We start from the raw sequence: 2,634 nt of genomic DNA, 5'->3' as shown, positions 1-2,634 counted from the left end.
CTCCTTAAGGAGGGGCTGGGGGAGGTTACAGATACTCCTCTATATTCCCCTTACCTTCACGGATTACTTCAAACTCTCCGGTTGTACAATCAATCACGGTAGAGGCATCGTTATCGCCATAACCGCCATCAATTACCAGGTCTACCAGATCTTCATATTTTTCGTGGATCAATTCGGGGTCGGTAGAGTATTCAATTACATCATCATCGTCTTTTATCGAAGTAGACAAAATGGGGTTACCCAGTTCTTTCACAATACAGCGTGCAATGTTATTATCGGGAACACGGATACCAACCGTTTTTTTGTTCGAGCTTAGCAATTTGGGTACGTTGCCATTGGCATTAAAAATAAAGGTAAAAGGACCTGGTAAGGCTTTTTTTAACACCCTGAACGTGGTATTGTCGATGGGTTTGATGTAATCTGAAATGTGCTTTAAATCGTGACAGATGAAAGAAAAGTTCGCTTTCTCTGGCTTGATGCCACGTATGCGGCAGATTTTTTCGATGGCCTTCGGATTGGTGATATCGCAGCCCAAACCGTAAATGGTGTCGGTAGGGTAAATAATTAAACCACCTTTTTTTAGCACTTCAACAACTTGTTCTATAGCGCGTTCGTTCGGGTTCTCTGGATAAATCTTAATAAGCATAGCGTAAAAATAACAATTTAATGGTGTCAGTTGTTTAATAATCCTAATCTTTGTACTAACAAAACATACGCTAATCTAATATTATGAGAAAAGCTTTCGTCGCCATTGCCGCATTTTTAATTGCCCTAACCATTATGCTGGGCTTGTATCATCCCTTTTTGTGGTGGACATTCCTTTTTACAGGTCCTTTTGTTATTCTTGGTGTTTACGATTTATACCAGCCCAAACACAGTATTGTAAGAAACTACCCTGTTTTTGGTAGGCTAAGGTATTTTATGGAGGAGTTGAGGCCGAAAGTTTATCAATATTTTGTAGAAAGCGATACCAACGGTACGCCTTATAACCGGTTAAACCGCTCTCTTATTTATCAGCGTGCTAAAAAAGATAACGATACCATCCCTTTTGGTACCCAGTTAAACGTGTACGAAAATGGCTACGAATGGTTAAGCCATAGCATCGCGGCCATTTCGCACCACGAATTAAATTTAGATCCCCGCGTTACCGTTGGTGGGCCGGATTGTAAGAAACCTTATTCGGCAAGTATTTACAATATATCGGCCATGAGTTTCGGTTCGTTAAGTCAGAATGCGATTTTAGCCTTAAACGGGGGCGCTAAAATGGGCAACTTTGCCCACAATACCGGCGAGGGAGGGATCAGCGATTATCACCGTCAGCCAGGTGGCGATTTAATCTGGCAGATTGGTACAGGTTATTTCGGTTGCCGTAATGCTGATGGTACTTTTAACTATGATGCTTACGCCGAAAGGGCACAAACCGATCAGGTAAAAATGATCGAGATTAAACTTTCGCAAGGTGCCAAACCTGGTCATGGTGGTATGCTGCCGGCCAAAAAGGTAACACCAGAGGTGGCCAGGATCCGTTTGGTGCCCGAAGGTAAAGATGTATTGTCGCCGCCTGCGCACTCTGCCTTTAATACGCCGATTGGCTTAATCGAATTTGTTAAAAAACTCCGCGATTTATCAGGCGGTAAACCGGTTGGGTTTAAACTTTGTATCGGTCGCAAAAGCGAGTTTTATGCCATCTGTAAAGCAATGATCGAAACGGGTGTTTACCCAGATTTTATTACCGTTGATGGTGGTGAGGGTGGAACAGGTGCTGCGCCACAGGAGTTTTCGAACTCAGTAGGTATGCCTTTGCGCGAAGGTGTAGCTTTTGTATATGATGTATTAAATGGGTTCGATTTAAAGAAACACATTAAAATTATTGCCTCTGGTAAAGTGGCCACAGGTTTCGACCTGGTTAAAAATATAGCTTTGGGTGCCGATATGTGTAATGCTGCCCGCGGAATGATGTTTGCTTTGGGCTGTATACAGGCTTTGGAGTGTAACAGCAATACCTGCCCTACGGGGGTGGCTACGCAGGATCAGAGTTTAATGAAAGGTCTTGTGGTAGAAGATAAAACCGTGCGTGTTAAAAATTTCCATAACCTAACCGTAGCCAGTGCCGTAGAATTATTGGGTGCTGCGGGTTTAAGGGAAACGCATCAGTTAAGCAGGGCCTATATCAACAGGAGGGTGAGTCCGAGTGTAATGCAGAGTTATTTAGAGAGTTTTCCCTATATCCCGGCAGGTAGTTTGTTGCAAACGCCTTATCCAACGCGTTACGAACTGGGGATGGCATTGAGTACCTCAGCTACTTTTGCCCCAACCGATTATAAGGTTTCGGCAGTAGATTATGCGCATGCCAATCCGTATGGAGATACGATGCACGATGATGGGAGATAGGGATGACTTGCGAAGTTTCGAAGGGCTAAACGTAGGCAGAACTTCGGAAGTCTAGCGCCTGGCTAACTTATTTGTTTTTTTTGAAAAGCAGGGGCAGTAGTGCTTCGGTTTGTTCAGTCCCGCTTTACGCTTTATACCGATGAAGGATCGGTATGCTCGCTGCAATCGGGTTTATTCGGCAGGGATAGGGAAATTATTAATGTGTAACCCACCAAACGTTTTTTACCCATGAGGCGTCCCGCT

The 2,634-nt window shown here is 43.8% G+C and carries 2 protein-coding genes; one reads left to right on the top strand and one right to left on the bottom strand.

All coding sequences use genetic code 11. From position 1 onward, the window contains the following. Nucleotides 1–25: 25 nt before the first annotated feature. Nucleotides 26–646 carry an L-threonylcarbamoyladenylate synthase gene (locus R2S57_RS30225; protein ID WP_316848630.1) on the bottom strand — a complete coding sequence of 207 codons (621 nt, stop codon included), beginning with the start codon at nt 644–646 and terminating at the stop codon, nt 26–28. An 83-nt stretch (nt 647–729) separates the two neighbouring features. Between R2S57_RS30225 and R2S57_RS30220 the strand changes: the two genes are divergently transcribed. Beyond that, nucleotides 730–2,391: an FMN-binding glutamate synthase family protein gene (locus R2S57_RS30220; RefSeq protein ID WP_316848629.1), complete on the top strand. Its 1,662-nt coding sequence runs from the start codon at nt 730–732 to the stop codon at nt 2,389–2,391. Nucleotides 2,392–2,634 lie beyond the last annotated feature (243 nt).

This window comes from Pedobacter psychrodurus, assembly GCF_032678585.1.
Taxonomy (GTDB): Bacteria; Bacteroidota; Bacteroidia; order Sphingobacteriales; family Sphingobacteriaceae; genus Pedobacter; species Pedobacter psychrodurus_A.
Note: the sequence above shows the minus strand (reverse complement) of the source record. Positions and strands in the feature narration are given on the sequence as shown.

Coding starts and splice junctions, on each gene's coding strand:
- R2S57_RS30225 (WP_316848630.1), bottom strand. CDS start 646: ATGCTTATTAAGATTTATCCAGAGAACCCGAACGAACGCGCTATAGAA.
- R2S57_RS30220 (WP_316848629.1), top strand. CDS start 730: ATGAGAAAAGCTTTCGTCGCCATTGCCGCATTTTTAATTGCCCTAACC.